This window comes from Clostridium sp. UMB9555A (genome assembly GCF_030222355.1).
In the GTDB taxonomy this organism is placed as follows: Bacteria; Bacillota; Clostridia; order Clostridiales; family Clostridiaceae; genus Sarcina; species Sarcina perfringens.
The window spans coordinates 858,335-874,064 of sequence record NZ_JASORQ010000001.1; the positions used below are offsets into that span (position 1 = coordinate 858,335).

Below are 15,730 nucleotides of genomic sequence, written 5' to 3' on the forward strand. Positions count from 1 at the left end.
TATTTTCACCCCTTTATTTTTTAGATTTATTTCTAAGAGATCTCTTAGCATTTCTAATATTATTAACTATGGAAATTTTTGCAGGACAGGAAAATGTACAGCAACCACATTCTATACAATCCATTCCACCAAAGGATTGAAATTCATCTAATTTATTTTTTAAAGCCAATTCACTTAATTTTTGAGGAATTAAATTCATTGGACATGAATTTAAACATTTTCCACATCTTATGCAATGACTATTAGGAGAAGTATCAACTTTAGATAAGCATAGGATACCAGAGGTACCTTTTGTAATAGGGAGATCTAAAGAATTTATAGCAACTCCCATCATTGGGCCTCCTAATATGATTTTATTTGGCTTATTTATAAATCCACCACAAAATTCAATTATATCCTTTACTGGTGTTCCAATTTTAACTCTTAAGTTTTTAGGAGACCTTATGGAATCACCAGTTACTGTTACAATTCTTTCTGTTAAAGGCAATCCATTTATTAAGCTATTATATAACTGATATATAGTAGATACATTATGAACAATACATTCTACATCTAAAGGAAGTTTTCCAGAAGGAACTTGAAGTTTAGTTAAAGCATAAATTAAGTGCTTTTCAGAGCCTTGAGGATATTTAGTTTTTAAAGGCATTACCTTAATTCTAGCATCTTCTCCTAAAATACTTTTAAACTTATCTATGGCGTTTAATTTATTGTCTTCTATACCTATGTAGATTAATGCCTTAGGAAAAAGTTCTAAAAGTATTTTTAAGCCACCAATTATTTCTTCAGTATATTCTAGCATAACCCTATGGTCACAGGTTAAATAAGGTTCACATTCAGCTGCATTTATAATTATATATTTAATCGCTTTATCCTCGGGAATGTTAAGTTTTACATGACAAGGAAAGGTAGCGCCACCAAGACCAACTATGCCATAATCTTTTACTAGTTTAACCACATCTTTTAGAGAAAGTTCACTAGAATATTTAAGATTTTCGCTTGGATATTTCTCATATTTAGAATCATTTTCTATGATTATTGCCTGTGTATTAGATCCATTTATAGATTGAATTTCCCTAATATCTTTTACGGTTCCAGATACACTAGAGTGAATAGGAGCAGAAACAAAGGCTGAAGAATCAGCTATTTTTTCATTTACCAAGACTTTTTGTCCAACTTTTACTATAGGCTCACAGGGTGCTCCTATATGTTGAGAAAGTGGGAAGATTAATTCTTTTTTAGGTTCAAAAACTTCTATACTTTTATCCTTAGTAAGTTCTTTATTATAAGGTAAATGAAGTCCTTTTTTAAAAGTAAAAAGACTCATGGATACACACCCTTTCATATAATCTTCATATTTTAATACTATGTATAAAATTTTTAAGAAATTACATATTTTTAATTAATAAGATTTTATATTAGGGAAATAAAATTATGTAAAACTATTGTTATAAGAAGAGTGTAAGGTTTACAATGAGATTTTTTGAAAAAATAATTTGAAATTGAAGTTTAATTAAATTTGAATCTGTAAAAACATAAGGGTATAATAAATATGTTAATAAAATGTTAAGTGTAAGGAGGGGAAATCTTTGAGTAATGAGAGTACGAAAAAAGTACTGTCACATAGAAAGGATTTAAGATTTAAATTAGTTCTAGAAGGTGCTGCCATAGGACTTTTATGTTCTTTAGTTTTAGTGCTAAATAGAATTATTGTTAATTACTTATTTCCACTTTTTAAAAAGCTTTATGCATGGGCAGCATTAAGTATAACTAATATGGTTATAGTTTTAGTTATATTAGCTATTTTAGGAGCACTTGTTGGATTTATGGTTAGAAGAGAGCCTATGATTTCAGGAAGTGGTATTCCGCAAGTTGAAGGAGAATTAATTGGTAAACTTAAAATGAACTGGCTAAAGATTTTAATTTATAAGTTCTTAGGCGGAGTAATTTCCTTAGGAGCTGGATTATCTTTAGGTAGAGAAGGCCCATCAGTACAAATGGGAGCCGCTGTAGGAGAAGGATTTAGTAATAGTTTAAAAAGAATAAATATAGAGAAGAAATATTTAATAACCTCAGGTGCTTCAGCTGGTTTAGCAGCAGCATTTAATGCACCTTTATCAGGAGTAATATTTGCCCTAGAAGAGGTACATAAGAGTTTCTCACCTTTAGTTTTAGTTTCTGCAATGGCTGCATCCTTAGTATCTGATTTTGTTTCAAAACAATTTTTAGGAATGAATCCTAGCTTAGGAATGGAAAATGTTCCTGTATTACCTTTAAAGTATTACTGGGTATTAATAATATTAGGAGTACTTTTAGGCATAGGTGGTGCAATATTCTCAAAGGGAATTTTAAAAGTGCAAAGTTTATATGGAAAGTTTAAAAAGGTTCCTGTAGAAGTTAAGGTAATGATTCCTTTCTTATTAACAGGTATATTAGGTATTTTTGCGCCAATAATACTAGGTGGTGGACATGAACTTATAATGGATTTAGCAACTAAAAACTTTCCAATAAAGCTTCTTTTAGCTGTACTTTTGGTTAAGTTCTTATTAACTATTATAAGTTTTGGTGCAGGTACACCAGGTGGTATATTCTTCCCACTATTACTTTTAGGAGCAGTAGTTGGTAATATAGTTGGAATAGTAAGTTGTAATGCATTTGGAGTTCCAAATCAATATATAATAGATTTTATAATATTAGCCATGGCAGGTAACTTTGCTTCAATAGTAAAGGCACCTATTACAGGTATAATACTTATTACAGAGATGACTGGTTCTTTTGAACATATGCTAGCCTTATCTGTAGTTGTAATAATTTCCTATGTAACATCTGACTTACTAAAAAGTGAACCAATATATGAATCCTTATTAGAAAGATGGATAGAAAAGGTTGGTTCAGAAGTAGAAGAACCTTCTAATAATAAAACTCTACTAGAGGTTGGAGTAGAACTTGGTAGTGAAGCAGAAGGAAAAGAAATAAAGGATGTTAATTGGCCAGAGACAGCTCTTTTAGTTGCAATAAAAAGAGGAAATAACGAAATAATCCCCAAAGGGTCTATTGAAATACAAAGTGGAGATTATTTAGTGGTTATGGTAGATGAGAGCAGAGCAAGCTCTGTTTTAGAAGAAATTCAATTCTTAACCTCTGCTAAAGAAGAAATTTAATTATACATATGAAAATATAATAATAAACTTTATAAAGATTTTATTATATAAGAATTAAAAAAAGACACGAGGAGAATTTGTAAAAATAAATTTTCTTAGTGTCTTTTTTATATTTAGTTAGGAATATTATCTTGATTTTTTCTTTTTCTTAATTGAATAACCAAAAGAACCTAGTGGTTTAGAATTAAGGCCAAAATATTCTCCATGACTATATGCTAACAGATTAGCCTTGTTAAAATGAATCTTTCCCTTTTCATCTATAAGACTTTCATCAACCTTTACATTAAGAACCTCAAATAAAAACATGTCGTGTGTACCTAAAGGTGTTATAGATTTAAGCTTACATTCTAAAGCTACAGGTGCTTTTTCAATAGAAGGAGTACTTACAGCTATTCCTTTATCAAGAGCATATCCAAAGTGTTTAATTTTATCAACTTTTCTTCCAGATTTAACACCGCAAAAATCAACAAACTTAACCATATCTCTACATGGTAAGTTTATAACACATTCCTTGCTTTCTTTTATATATTCATGGGATAATCTTTCCGGTCTTATTCCCATGGCGATCATTGGAGGTTTAGTGCAAACTGTGCTAACCCAACCAACAGTAAAAGCATTTACTTTATCTTCTTTATTTTTAGAAGTAACAAGAACTACTGGAGTAGGATTTAACATTACACTTCCTTTAAAATTAACTTTTTTCATATGTATCTCCTTTAATTTATATTAAATTCTTTATTAGACATAATTTAAGACTTTAAAATTATAACATGAAAAATTTATATGTAAAACCAGTGAATAATATTTTTTAGTGTTTAGAGAAATACTATTTATTATTTAAATACTAGAAAGGATTTTTATTATGAAAAAGAGATTTATATTTTTATTAGGAATTTTTCTTTTGGTTAATTTATTTAGCACTACTTTACTTGAAGAAAAAGTTTTAGGAAAAGAAAAAGAAGAGGTTACTATATGTATTGATGCAGGCCATCAAGAAAAAGGAGATAGTAAGCTTGAACCCATAGCACCTTGGTCTAATCAAAAAAAGCCTAGAGTATCTTCAGGGACAGCTGGAATTGGTACAAAAAATAAGGAGTATGAAATAAACTTAGAAGTAGCTATGATCTTAAAAGAGCTTTTAAATAGAGAAGGCTATAAAGTAGTTATGACAAGAGAAAAAAATCAGGTTACCTTAAGCAATAGAGAAAGGGCAGAAATAGGAAATACATCAAAGGCAGATATTTCAATAAAACTTCATTGTGATGGGTCAAATAATTCAGGAAAAAGAGGAGCCTCAATTTTAATTCCTTCCTCTGAAACAAAGGAGTTAAAAGGTATATATGAAGAAAGTAAGAAATATGGAGAAATTTTAAGTGAAACTTTAAAAGAGGGTGGAGTAAAAGTTAATGGAGTTTTTGAAAGAAAAGATATGACAGGATTTAACTGGTCACAAAGACCTGTAATAATTTTAGAGATGGGATTTATGAGCAATTGGGAAGATGATGCTTTATTAGGAGATAAGTTATATCAACAGAAAATAGCTGATTTAATAGTTAAGTCCTTAGAAAAATATAGATTAGAACTATAGTTAAAAATGATATGTATTAAAACTTTAATATAAAACTTATAAATATATTCTGAGAATTACTGAATTACGCTAAGAATTTATAGCTATTACTTCAAATAATTTACTAAAGCTCAGAACTCCCGCTGGTCAAACAGCTTCGCTTCTTAACGCAAATTATTCTACGTAATAGCTTAAATTCTAAAGCTTATTCAGATATTCTCTTCATAATATTTATAAGTTTTAATTTTAAGCTATTTTTATATATTTAAATTAATAATAAACATCTACTAGGTGAAAGCGTATATTGTCATTGCTCCAACCTAAATCAAAAGGAACAAGAAGTCTATCTGTGTTATGGCAAGTTACTAGGGGATAACCTTTACTATCTAATCCTGTAACTGTTGAAATGTGAGTTATTCGTCCATTTTTTTCATAAGCTACAAAATCACCAGGTCTTAAGTTATAGGCAGCTTTATATATTTCTGAATATTTACCCTTAGCAATATAGGAAGCACGTCCACTATTAACCATGTAATTTTTAAATGCTTGAGCATTTACCCAAGCCTTAGAACCTTCACCATCAGAATAGTTCCATGCTGAATTTTTCTTAAATCCACCACCTTCAAAAAGAATTTGAGAGGCAAAGTTTGCACAGTCTCCTCCTTGAGGGTTAAAGTCTGTGTATTTTTTATTATAGTTAAATCCAAGTTCATCATCTGCAGCTGCTCCACAATAGGTGTGGGCATAATCTATAGCTTTCTGTGTTCTTTCGTCAGGTGAATAAGATGGACTAGAACTATTTAAAATATATGATTTAATTTCATCAGATTTTATATTATTTAAATCTAGAGAATCAGCAAAAGGATCAGTGTACCATTCTTTAGTGATAATATACCTATCTCCCTCATCTTTTAAATTTAAATAGTGATAAGTACCTAATCTAAAGGTATTAGTTTTAAGGGGATCATTAAGATAATAATATGTAAATTCACTTGAAACAACACATATTATTCCGTATAAGTCCTTTTCCCTTTCTCTAGCCTTTCTTATTTCAGTTTTTGATTTTATTTCATTAAATACAACTCCTTGTTTTTGAGACCAGTTATTTAAATACTTAACTTTTTTACTTTCACTTTCATAGGCCCAAAGACTAGGCTTTTTTTCTAAATCATAAAATTTCTTTAATTCCTCTAAATCATTATTTAATATAGCTATATTTCTATTTTTAAATAAGTCCTGAAGTACTTCTTCAAATTTTTTCTTTAATTCATCATCTTCTTTTTTGTCAGGTTCATTTAATAAATTTATGGCTTCTGAAAATGCTGAAGTTTTCTTTTTGTTTAAGGATACATATATGGATAAGGTTAATAATACTATTAGGGATAAAGAAGTCACTAATAATATTTTGTGTTTTCTTTTCATTAAGTTCCTCCTATTTTTAATACATAATTCAATAATGTATATGATGAATAACTAAAAAAAATAATAAATAAAAGTAAATATTAACTTAATAAGAGATATATGCTTTTAAATTTTTAAAAATGTTGATAAAATTAATATGTAATAAGAGAGTAAAGGAGAATTACATAAGATGAAATTAGTAAAAGGAAAAATTCCATTTATAAGAAGTATTTTTGGATGTTTTATTTTCCCACTTGTAATCGGATACTTTTATACATACCTTAATCCGGAATGGTTTACAACAAATCAATGGGTTGGTGTGGCAGCTGGAGCTTTGCTTATAGCTAGAGGAATATTTGAAAAAGTTATGGCTAATAATCAAAGAAATGCAAAGGTTAGCTTTTTAGGTGGTGGAGCAATAATTTTATATGTTATTGCTAGATATTTTGGAATACTATAAAAATTATATATATAATTTTTAGTTCAATATTTTAAAAAGAAATATTAGTAAACTTAATAAAATTAATTAACCATAAAGAATAATCTTAAGCTAAAAGAGAAATGATATAGATTTAGTTATATCATTTCTTTTTTTATTTAGAAATTAACATTCTCTTAAACAAAATATAGGAAGAAATTTAAATAAATTAAAAGCTATTTGGAAATAAATAAACTAGGATGATCTTTATTTTTAGAATATATTATTTAAAAAAAGACTAAATTTATCTAAAGGGATAAATGTTAATCTATGAACAGCAAACTTTTTAATATAGGGTAATTATGGTACAATTATTAAAATAAACATATTAACAAAATACCTTTCCATAGGAGTGTGAAAAATGAATTTTAAAGAGAATAATATTTATAGTGGATTTAAACTTTTAAGCATAGAAAATTTAAATGAAATAGGTGGAGTAGGTTTAAGGTTTGAGCATGAAAAAACTAAGGCTAAGCTTATAAAAATCTTAAGTGAAGATGATAATAAGTGCTTTGCAATAGGATTTAGAACACCACCTGAAAATAGTACAGGAGTTCCTCATATTTTAGAGCATTCAGTTTTATGTGGTTCTAGAAAATTTAATACTAAGGAACCCTTTGTAGAGCTTTTAAAGGGGTCTTTAAATACATTCTTAAATGCTATGACATATCCAGATAAAACAATATATCCAGTAGCATCAAGAAATGAAAAAGACTTTATGAATCTTATGGATGTTTACTTAGATGCTGTATTATATCCAAATATATATAAGCATAAGGAAATATTCATGCAAGAGGGATGGCATTATTATATAGAAAATAAGGAAGATGAATTAAAGTATAATGGTGTTGTTTATAATGAGATGAAAGGGGCATACTCATCTCCAGATTCTATACTTTATAGAAAGATTCCTCAAACAATATATCCAGATACTTGTTATGCCTTATCTTCAGGAGGAGATCCTGATGAAATACCAAACTTAACTTATGAAGAGTTTGTAGAATTTCATAAGAAATATTATCATCCATCAAACTCATATATTTTCTTATATGGTAATGGAGATACTGAAAAAGAATTAGAATTTATAAATGAAGAGTATTTAAAGAATTTTGAATATAAAGAGATAGATTCAGAAATAAAAGAACAAAAATCCTTTGAAAGCATGAAAGAAGAAAGTTTTACTTATGGAATAGCTGAAAGTGAAGATTTAAATCATAAAAGTTATTATAGTTTAAACTTTGTAATTGGAGATGCCACAGACGGAGAAAAAGGCTTAGCTTTTGATGTTTTAGCATATCTTCTAACAAGAAGTACAGCAGCACCATTAAAGAAAGCATTAATAGATGCAGGTATAGGGAAAGCTGTATCAGGAGACTTTGATAACTCAACTAAACAATCAGCCTTTACTGTTTTAGTTAAGAATGCAGAGCTAAACAAAGAAGAAGAATTTAAAAAAGTAGTAATGGATACTTTAAAGGATTTAGTTGAAAATGGAATAGATAAAGAACTTATAGAAGCTTCCATAAATAGAGTTGAATTTGAATTAAGAGAAGGGGATTATGGTTCTTATCCTAATGGATTAATTTATTATTTAAAAGTTATGGATAGTTGGCTTTATGATGGGGATCCATATGTTCATTTAGAATATGAAAAAAATCTTGAAAAAATAAAATCTGCTTTAACAAGCAATTACTTTGAAGATTTAGTTGAAAGATATATGATAAATAATACTCACTCTTCACTTGTTTCTCTTCATCCTGAAAAAGGAATAAACGAGAAAAAGTCTGCTGAATTAAAGAAAAAGTTAGAAGAGATTAAAAATAGTTTTGATGAAAAGACTTTAAATGAAATAATTGATAATTGTAAAAAGTTAAAAGAAAGACAAAGTACACCTGATAAAAAAGAAGATTTAGAAAGTATTCCTATGTTATCTTTAGAGGATATAGATAAAGAAGCAACTAAAATTCCTACAGAAGAGAAAGAGATAGATGGAATTACAACATTACACCATGATTTCCATAGTAATAAAATAGACTATGTTAATTTCTTCTTTAATACAAATAGTGTTCCTGAAGATTTAATACCTTATGTTGGATTACTATGCGATATATTAGGTAAGTGTGGAACAGAAAATTATGATTATTCTAAGTTATCAAATGCTATAAATATAAGTACAGGTGGAATAAGCTTTGGGGCTATAACTTTTGCTAATCTAAAGAAAAATAATGAGTTTAGACCATATTTAGAAATTTCATATAAAGCATTAAGCAGTAAGACTAATAAAGCTATAGAATTAGTTGATGAGATTGTAAATCACACTGACTTAGATGATATGGACAGAATTATGCAAATAATTAGAGAGAAGAGAGCTAGACTAGAAGGTGCTATATTCGATAGTGGTCATAGAATAGCTATGAAAAAAGTTTTATCATACTCTACAAATAGAGGAGCTTATGATGAAAAAATAAGTGGATTAGATTATTATGATTTTCTAGTAAATATAGAAAAGGAAGATAAAAAATCAACAATATCAGATAGCTTAAAAAAGGTAAGAGACTTAATCTTTAATAAGGAAAATATGCTTATAAGTTATTCAGGAAAAGAAGAGGAATATGAAAACTTTAAGGAAAAAGTAAAATATTTAATAAGCAAAACAAATAATAATGATTTTGAAAAAGAAGAATATAATTTTGAGTTAGGAAAGAAAAATGAAGGACTTTTAACTCAAGGAAATGTACAGTATGTAGCTAAGGGTGGAAATTATAAAACTCATGGATATAAGTATTCTGGTGCCCTATCTTTATTAGAAAGTATTCTAGGCTTTGACTACTTATGGAATGCCGTAAGGGTTAAAGGTGGAGCTTATGGAGTGTTCTCTAACTTTAGAAGAGATGGCGGAGCATATATAGTTTCATATAGAGATCCTAATATAAAAAGCACTTTAGAAGCTTATGATAATATACCTAAGTATTTAAATGATTTTGAAGCTGACGAAAGAGAAATGACTAAATACATCATAGGTACAATAAGAAAATATGATCAACCTATAAGCAATGGAATAAAAGGTGATATAGCAGTTTCATACTACTTAAGCAACTTTACTTATGAAGATCTTCAAAAGGAAAGAGAAGAAATCATAAATGCAGATGTAGAAAAAATTAAGAGTTTTGCACCTATGATTAAAGATTTAATGAAGGAAGATTACATCTGTGTACTAGGCAATGAAGAAAAGATAAAAGAAAATAAAGACCTATTTAATAATATTAAAAGTGTAATTAAATAGATTTTAAATTTGATTTTAAAATTCTTTTATTAAAAAGTAAGTTTATTTTTAGAGCTTTAATTGCAAATATGAATTTTAATCTATAAATACAACTTAAAAAATAATTTTAGACCTTATTGTATTTGAAATATTTTATTTCTACAGTAAGGTCTTTTTATTTTGAATTACATTTAAATAAATTAAAATAATAAAATAAAATGTGATATAATATTGTTTATTGTTACATAGAAAGGGAGAAAGACATAAATGGATTTTGTTGCAATAGACTTTGAAACTGCTAATGAGAAAAGAAATAGTGCGTGTTCTATTGGATTGACTGTTGTTAAGGATAATAAAATTGTTGAAGAAAAATATTTTTTAATAAAGCCTTGTGAAATGAGATTTCAGCCCATGAATATATGGATACATGGGATTAGACCAGAGGATGTTGAAAATGAGAGAACTTTTAATGAAATATGGGAAGAAATAAAGGATTACATAGATGGAAATTTAGTAATAGCTCATAATGCAGCTTTTGATATTAGCGTTCTTAGAAAAACTTTGGATTTTTATGATATACCTTATCCAGACTTTGAATATGCCTGTACAGTAGTTATGGCAAAGAATTATTATAAATCATTACCAAATCATAAATTAGGAACTGTAAGTGAAGCTTTAGGCTTTGAATTTTCTCATCACCATGCAGGGGAAGATGCAAGGGCTTGTGCTAACATATTACTTAATATATGCAAAGATTTAGATATAGAATCAGTTGAAGAGCTTTCAGATAAGCTTGCCATAAGAATAGGTGCTGTTTATGAAAATGGATATAAATCTTCTGGAAGAAAGGGAGAATGCAAATATTCAAGTAATTTAAGACTTAAAGAAAAGAAGAAAGAGGGAGAAATATCTTTTAAATGTAAAAATGTGGTTTTTACAGGAGCTTTAAGTTCTATGTCTAGAGGAGAAGCCATAGGAAATGTAATAAGATGTGGTGGATTTGTTTCAAGTTCTGTAAGTAAAAAGACAAATTACTTAATTACAGGAATTAGGGATTTAAATAAATTAAAAGAAAATGAAAAGAGTATTAAATTAAAAAAAGCAGAAAGTTTAATAAAAGAAAATTTTGATATTAAGATAATAAATGAAGAGGAATTTTTATCTATAATAGAATAAATAAACTTTAATTTTAGATCTAAATATTAAGAAATAGCTCATTTAAGGGCTATTTTTGCTATTGTTAACAATAAGTTATTTACAATAATATTTATTATGCTAAAATAAGTTAGTAAAATTAATTAATTTATGTAATACTAGAATTAGTTAGCAAATTTTAATTAGGAAATTAGAGGTGATTAAATGGATAAATTATTTACTATAAGTGGAGTAGATTTTTTAGCAGGGGATTTTCAAGATGATATAAGTGAATTTCAAGATATAATACCTATATTACAAGATTTTCAAGAAGAATTAAAATTAGAAAAAATAAAGTGTACAGATGAGAATGATTGCTGTTTTAAGACTAAAGAAAATTATATATGTGAATTAGTAGGGGCTTTAACTGAAGATGATGAATTTTATTCATTAAAAGAGTTAAGAAGTGATTATAATAGATTTAAAGATGAAATGCTATATCCTTTTGGAATACAAGTTTATAAATGTACAGCATGTAATAAATGGATTATAAATTTACTAGAGGAGTAAGTTTTAACATATGGATAAATTGAGAGAGAGTATTACAGGGGTAGGTCATAACATTTGTAGCTTTTATAAAAGAGTAAAGGATAAAATTATAAAAGAAAAGGATCCTAAGGTAATAATAATTTGTGTTATTGCTTTAGCCTTAATTATAGTATTTCTATATGGTAATGTTAGTAGTAAAAAGAGAGATGTAATTGAACAATTATCTAATTCCTTAAGCAAAGGAAATGAAAGAGCCTTAATGAACTTAATAGAAGATGGAAATAAAAATTCTGGAATAACAAAAGAGGAGTTAATACCATATATTGATTTCTTTAAAGCGGATAAAAGTAGAATTAATAAGTTGGTATCTTCTTTAGAAAATGGGGATGAGATATACTCTACAAAATTAGAGTCTAAAAAAAGTTTTTGGGGAGAAAAATGGTATGTTGTAATACAAAAAAAGAAACTTATTGTGGCATCTAATTTCCCAGAAGCTAGTGTGTATTTAAATGATAATTTTATAGGTACAACTAATACTAGTAGAACTTTAGAAATACCTAATTTAATACCAGGAGTCTATGATCTTAAGATTGAAAAGAAAGCATATAATTCTAATTTAGTAGAAGAAAAAAATATTGTTTTCATGGATAACAATAAGATAGACATACCTTTAAATGGAACCTTAGTCACAGTTAAGAGTAGTTTTGAGGATAGTAATGTATATATAAATGGAGAGGACTCAGGTATAAAGGTAAAAGATTTTAAGGATGTTGGTCCTTTTCCCAAGGATGGTTCAACATATTTAACTATAAAATGTAATACTCCTTGGGGAGAAATAGATAGCCAAAAGGTTTATGTAGAAGACCATCCAGAAATAAATATAGAATTAGATTTAAAAGATACAATTATTAAAGATGATGTTGAAAAAGTTTTAAAGGAATTTTATAGCAGCGTATTTCAGGCTTTAAATTCAGAGGATAAAAATGATATAAGAAATGCAAAAGATGAAGTTAAGGATAATATATATAATACATTAAGTCAAAAATATTTTCTTTTAAAGAATGACTATGATATAAGTGATCTTAAAATTAAGATGGAAAATAGTTCAATAGAACGAAATCATGGTGTTTATGAAGCTAGTATTGTAGTTAATGTTTCTTATAAGATAAAAAAGAAAATATTAGGAATAGATGTTAAAAGTGAATCAATGGAAAAAAACTTTTTCACAAATATGAAGTATGAAAATGGAAAATGGATAGTTTATAATGTACAAGACTTTTCATTACCAGGATTAGAAGAAGAGAAGAGTAATTAATAAATAAAAAGGAGCTTTATCAAAAGTTATTTTGATAAAGCTCTTTTATTTTATAAAGTTATAGCAGCATCAAGAGCAACTTCCATCATCTTTGTGAAGGTAGTTTGACGCTCCTCAGCAGTGGTTTCCTCAGCAGTAATTAAATGATCACTTATAGTAAGTATTGTTAAGGCATTAACACCATACTTAGCTGCTAAGGTATATAAAGCTGCAGTTTCCATTTCTACAGCTAAAGTACCAAATTTAGCCCATTGTTTCCATGCTTCAGGATTATCATTATAGAAGCTATCAGCTGTGAATACGCTACCAACCTTAGGAGAATATCCTTTTTCAACGGCAGTATCGTAAGCAGCCTTTAAAAGTTTAAATGATGCTGTTGGAGCAAAATCTAAACCGTTAAATCTAACTTTATTTATTGCAGAATCAGTATGAGATGACATTGCTAAAACTAAATCTCTAACTTTTATATCTTCTTGCATACCGCCAGCAGTACCTACTCTTATTAAATTTTTAACTCCATAATCTCTTATAAGTTCATTAACGTAAATAGAAATTGAAGGAACCCCCATACCAGTACCTTGAACTGATATTTTTTTTCCTTTATATGTTCCTGTATATCCTAACATTCCTCTAACTTCATTGTAACAAACTGGATTTTCTAAAAAAGTTTCAGCTATAAATTTAGCTCTTAAAGGATCTCCTGGTAATAAAATTGTTTCGGCTATTTGACATTCTTTTGCACCTATATGAATACTCATAATGTACCTCCTCATAATGTAAATGTTTTATAAATAAATTTTATCATAAATAATGAAAAAATGCTAAAAATTATAAAGAATTAAAATTTCAATTTAAGTAGTTAAAGCTTATTTAGTATGTTATATTAATAGGTAATAATACAAAATAATAATTTATTAACTTTGTATTTATAAAAACAATGAGGTGATAATTTTGTTAAATATAGATAGAAATGAAATTAAGGATACTCCAGAGTATGAAAGCTTTGGTGAAAATGAATTTCCACTGAAATACTTAAGTGAAGAAGAATTAGAAGAGTTAGGCTTCAAAAAAAGTTGCTGTGGAAGTAGAGGAGGGTGTCCTAAAAAAACAAATGGAACTTGTGGAGGATGTTCTTCAAAGGGAGGATGCTCTAAAAATGGATGTGGATGTTCAAATGGATCTAGTTGTTGTAAGAATAAATAAAAAATACATACTCATATGAGTATGTATTTTTTTATATTATTTTCTTTTTTTAGCAACTTCTATATTAACAGTTCTTTTGTTAAGTTTTTTACCCATTGATTTTTTCATTATATTATTTACTGCATCAGCATCAACGTTAGCAAAGCAGAAGTTTTCTTTTATGTCTATATCTCCAACTTGCTTAGGACTTATTCTAGCAGTATCTTTTAAGAAGTTAACAAGAGATTTAGGAGTTATACCATCTCTTCTTCCAACAGACATAAATAATCTAGTTTCGTCCATTACAGGAGCTTCTATAGAATTTGAAGTGTAATCAAAAGAAGATTCTTTATCAAATACTATTTTTAAAAGAGCAGCTGCAACATCTACTAAGCTATAATCCTCATCTAATTGAGTAGCTATTGGAATGAACTTTTGGAAATCTTCTGAAGCTTCTTCTATAGTAGATTTTACATTATTTATTATGTTATTATGTTTATTTTGGAATATTTCATCAACTGTAGGTACAGCTTTTCTTATTATTTTACTCTTAGTATGCTTTTGAATTTGCTTAAGCATCATATATTCTTTTGGAGTAACTAAAGAATAAGCAACTCCCTCTCTGTTAGCTCTACCTGTTCTTCCGATTCTATGTACATAACTTTCATTGTCTTGTGGTAGATCGTAGTTTATAACGTGAGTTACGCTTTCAACGTCTATTCCTCTAGCTGCGACATCAGTAGCAACTAAGAAGTCTAAGCTTCCTTCTTTGAATTTTCTTAAAGTTTGAAGTCTATGGTTTTGGCTCATATCTCCGTGCATACCTTCAACCATATATCCTCTAGCTTGCATTTTTTCTACAACTTCGTCAACACCTTTTTTTGTTTTGCAGAAAATTATTGCAGCATTTGGTTCATCAAAATCTAAAACTCTACAAAGTGTTTCAAATCTATCTCTATGTTTTATTTCAAAATAAAATTGTTCTATTTTTGAAACTGTTAAAGAACTTTTCTTTATTGCGATGTGCTTAGTATCTTCTTTCATGTAATTTCTAGCTAATTTCTTTATTTGCGGAGGCATAGTAGCAGAGAATAAAAGTGTTTGTCTATCAGTTTTTAATGATTTAACAATTTCTTCTAAATCATCAATGAATCCCATGTTTAACATTTCGTCAGCTTCATCTAACACTAGGAATCCTATATCGTTAAGAGGTAAACTCTTTCTTCTTATTAAATCTAATACTCTACCAGGTGTTCCAACAACTATATCAACACCATTTTTTAAAGCTCTAATTTGTCTATCTATTGGTTGACCACCGTATATTGGTAAAACAGAAAGTTTTTCATGTTTTCCAAGTCTTACAAGTTCTTCATTAACTTGTATAGCAAGCTCTCTAGTTGGTGCTAAAATAAGTGCTTTTGGAGATTTCTTCTTTCCTGAAAAATCAGCATTATTTATTATAGCGCATCCAAAAGCAGCTGTTTTACCAGTACCAGTTTGAGCTTGACCGATTATATCGTGTCCTTCTAGGGCTACAGGAATACTTTCAGCTTGTATTTGAGATGGCTCTTCAAATCCCATATCTTTTATAGCTTTAAGTAAGCTTTCCTTAAGACCTAAGTCATCAAATTTTATATTGTTCATTCTTTATCCTCTTTCTTCTTGTATATTTTTAGTTTTTAAA

Annotated in this window: 13 protein-coding genes; 8 read left to right on the forward strand and 5 right to left on the reverse strand. The window is 28.1% G+C overall.

The genetic code is table 11. The features are described from left to right. Positions 1 to 13: 13 nt before the first annotated feature. Positions 14 to 1,324, reverse strand: a complete 1,311-nt coding sequence (gene rsxC / locus QP548_RS03945; RefSeq protein ID WP_061428399.1) for an electron transport complex subunit RsxC — start codon at positions 1,322 to 1,324, stop codon at positions 14 to 16. Between the two features lie 262 nt (positions 1,325 to 1,586). Here rsxC and QP548_RS03950 point away from each other — a divergent pair, with 262 nt between their 5' ends. Then, on the forward strand, positions 1,587 to 3,158 hold the full coding sequence (locus QP548_RS03950; RefSeq protein WP_061428397.1) for a ClC family H(+)/Cl(-) exchange transporter: 1,572 nt from the start codon (positions 1,587 to 1,589) through the stop codon (positions 3,156 to 3,158). Between the two features lie 126 nt (positions 3,159 to 3,284). Here the strand turns inward: QP548_RS03950 and QP548_RS03955 are convergent, their stop codons facing one another. Next, entirely contained in the window at positions 3,285 to 3,863 is a 579-nt protein-coding gene (locus QP548_RS03955) for a flavin reductase family protein (protein WP_003457263.1), read from the reverse strand. A 157-nt stretch (positions 3,864 to 4,020) separates the two neighbouring features. Between QP548_RS03955 and QP548_RS03960 the strand changes: the two genes are divergently transcribed. Next, positions 4,021 to 4,746, forward strand: a complete 726-nt coding sequence (locus tag QP548_RS03960; protein ID WP_061428395.1) for an N-acetylmuramoyl-L-alanine amidase — start codon at positions 4,021 to 4,023, stop codon at positions 4,744 to 4,746. A 249-nt stretch (positions 4,747 to 4,995) separates the two neighbouring features. On the opposite strand, the gene QP548_RS03965 is transcribed toward QP548_RS03960, so the two are convergent. Then, positions 4,996 to 6,147, reverse strand: a complete 1,152-nt coding sequence (locus tag QP548_RS03965; RefSeq protein ID WP_061428393.1) for an amidase domain-containing protein — start codon at positions 6,145 to 6,147, stop codon at positions 4,996 to 4,998. Between the two features lie 169 nt (positions 6,148 to 6,316). Here QP548_RS03965 and QP548_RS03970 point away from each other — a divergent pair, with 169 nt between their 5' ends. The 5 genes from QP548_RS03970 to QP548_RS03990 all read left to right on the forward strand — a co-directional run bounded on the left by QP548_RS03970 (position 6,317) and on the right by QP548_RS03990 (position 12,864). Continuing rightward, positions 6,317 to 6,586: a hypothetical protein gene (locus QP548_RS03970; protein WP_003454555.1), complete on the forward strand. Its 270-nt coding sequence runs from the start codon at positions 6,317 to 6,319 to the stop codon at positions 6,584 to 6,586. 379 nt (positions 6,587 to 6,965) lie between these two features. Further along, the gene (locus QP548_RS03975) at positions 6,966 to 9,887 is read left to right on the forward strand and encodes an insulinase family protein (protein WP_061428385.1); all 2,922 of its coding nucleotides are present in this window, start codon (positions 6,966 to 6,968) and stop codon (positions 9,885 to 9,887) included. 246 nt (positions 9,888 to 10,133) lie between these two features. Further along, a complete protein-coding gene (locus QP548_RS03980; RefSeq protein WP_061428383.1) occupies positions 10,134 to 11,042 on the forward strand; it encodes an exonuclease domain-containing protein in 909 nt (302 codons plus the stop codon). Between the two features lie 183 nt (positions 11,043 to 11,225). Then, on the forward strand, positions 11,226 to 11,570 hold the full coding sequence (locus QP548_RS03985) for a hypothetical protein (protein WP_003463736.1): 345 nt from the start codon (positions 11,226 to 11,228) through the stop codon (positions 11,568 to 11,570). Between the two features lie 10 nt (positions 11,571 to 11,580). Further along, on the forward strand, positions 11,581 to 12,864 hold the full coding sequence (locus QP548_RS03990) for a zinc ribbon domain-containing protein (RefSeq protein ID WP_061428381.1): 1,284 nt from the start codon (positions 11,581 to 11,583) through the stop codon (positions 12,862 to 12,864). A 50-nt stretch (positions 12,865 to 12,914) separates the two neighbouring features. Here QP548_RS03990 and deoD read toward each other — a convergent pair whose 3' ends face one another. Further along, a complete protein-coding gene (gene deoD / locus QP548_RS03995; RefSeq protein WP_061428379.1) occupies positions 12,915 to 13,622 on the reverse strand; it encodes a purine-nucleoside phosphorylase in 708 nt (235 codons plus the stop codon). Positions 13,623 to 13,806: 184 nt separating this feature from the next. On the opposite strand from deoD, the gene QP548_RS04000 reads away from it, so the two are divergent. Continuing rightward, the gene (locus QP548_RS04000; RefSeq protein WP_236907295.1) at positions 13,807 to 14,067 is read left to right on the forward strand and encodes a hypothetical protein; all 261 of its coding nucleotides are present in this window, start codon (positions 13,807 to 13,809) and stop codon (positions 14,065 to 14,067) included. Between the two features lie 36 nt (positions 14,068 to 14,103). Here the strand turns inward: QP548_RS04000 and QP548_RS04005 are convergent, their stop codons facing one another. After that, positions 14,104 to 15,690 (reverse strand): DEAD/DEAH box helicase, encoded by a 1,587-nt coding sequence (locus tag QP548_RS04005; protein WP_061428375.1) that lies wholly within the window; start codon positions 15,688 to 15,690, stop codon positions 14,104 to 14,106. Positions 15,691 to 15,730: the final 40 nt, after the last annotated feature.